General features: G+C 61.9%; 3 protein-coding genes. All 3 read right to left on the bottom strand.

All coding sequences use genetic code 11. The annotated features are described in order from the left end of the window. Positions 1-190: 190 nt before the first annotated feature. Complete coding sequence (locus ACZYOF_RS43645) at positions 191-445, bottom strand: hypothetical protein (protein ID WP_130584333.1); 255 nt, start codon at positions 443-445, stop codon at positions 191-193. Positions 446-610: 165 nt separating this feature from the next. Beyond that, positions 611-1,303 carry an SMC-Scp complex subunit ScpB gene (gene scpB, locus ACZYOF_RS43650; RefSeq protein WP_463719573.1) on the bottom strand — a complete coding sequence of 231 codons (693 nt, stop codon included), beginning with the start codon at positions 1,301-1,303 and terminating at the stop codon, positions 611-613. Between the two features lies 1 nt (position 1,304). Then, on the bottom strand, positions 1,305-1,511 hold the full coding sequence (locus tag ACZYOF_RS43655) for a DUF1403 family protein (protein ID WP_463719574.1): 207 nt from the start codon (positions 1,509-1,511) through the stop codon (positions 1,305-1,307). Between the last annotated feature and the right edge of the window lie 117 nt (positions 1,512-1,628).

Here is a 1,628-nt window from a genome sequence, read left to right on the forward strand (position 1 = left end):
CGGCGGCGAAATAAAACCCGAGCCCGAATCAAATGGATGTTCACAACCGACAAAGCTCGCGCCAAACTCGGCCGCGCCTATCCAGCCACCCCCAAAGAGTCAAAATCACTGTGATAGACCACTAGGTCCTTGGTCTTTGCGACGTTGCGCAAATAGCCGCGCGTCTCAAAGTCCCCGAAAGGATCGAAGGTCACGAACGATTTTCGCGCAAATAGCGGGCCTGAAGTCGGACGGCCTGGACGCGATCCAAAATGCCGGCACGTTGCAGGGCCACGATCGTATTCTCGATCGGGTCAAAGTGAATGTCGTCGCCGGAAAGGCGCGTGACGTGGTGTGCGAAGAGGTCGTTGTCGGACACAACGACAGCGACGTTGTTGGCGCTCGCGAGCCTCTGAATCACGTTGGCGGTGTAGCGGGCTTTAGTCGTGTCACGTCGGGCGGACATGGATTCTCCTCTCCTCCAATATAATACAGAAAGGACTGAAAATCCATTAAGTGAAGGCCCCCACGCGTTCGTAGCCAGGTTACAACACATTGAAATAATGCATATTTTCGACCCATTTATGCGATGAAAGCAAGCCGATCGGTGGCCGACATTCGGCAAATGCGGCTAGCCTGTCTCTGTCCAATCTGCAGCTTTTTCATCATCGTCCTGGTCTTCGTCATGTGCCGGCAGGGAATCGGGAAACTCACCCGCCAACATTTTATCTTTACTGAGCAGGCCGGCGTCCTCCAGCGCTTCCATATCCGGAAGATCGCGCAGCGTCTCCAGGCCGAAGTGCGACAGGAAGCCCTTGGTCGTCACGTAGGTGTAGGGCGCGCCGGGTTGCGGGCTGCGCGGGCCGCTCGCGATGAACCCCAATCCGCGCAGACGCCCGATGGTATCGCGGCTGACCTCCTTGCCGAAGAAGGATGACAATTCGCTGCGATTGATCGGCTGGTAATAGGCGATGCAGGCGAGGATCAGCGCTTCGGTCTGCGACAACGCCTTGTCGCCGCCGGCAGTGCCGATCGCCGCGCGGATCGCCTCGGCGAAGTTTTTCCGGGTGCGGTGCTGCCAGCCGCCGGCGACGGAGACGAGCTCGTAAGGCCGGCCGCGGAGCTCGTCGCGGATGTCGTCGATGACGAGATCGAGGTTGCAGCCGCGGCCGACGACGCGCGTCAGGACCTCGCGCGTCACCGGCTCGGGCGAGGCGAAGATGACGGCCTCGACCCGGCCCATCCATTCGCGCCAGCGCAGCTCCGGCGGCAGGTCGGCCAGTTCGGTGTCGAGATCCGCTTTCGGTCGCGCGCGCCGTCCCATGTCAGAGCCCGTACAATCGGGAGGTCGGACGGCCGGTGAGCTCGCGCACCGCGCCGAGCGACACCAGCCGCTCAAACAGCCGTCGCGTGCTGCGGTCGCTCGCGGTCTTGCCTGGGCGCGCCGCCTGGGCGTCTTCCATCAGCAGGATCAGGACCATCCTGCCGGCGTCGCGGCCGCGCAGCTTCGGTGCGGCCTCGAGCAGGCCCAAACGCCGCGATGACGTTTCGTCCCCCCGTTAATCTTACAGTCCAGGCGTATCCTTTTGCCGCCGGATTTCGATCGCCGACAGACCCAGAATCGACGCCCACGAAGCGACTCACGCAAC

It is taken from the genome of Bradyrhizobium sp. LeoA1Lang (genome assembly GCF_055413685.1).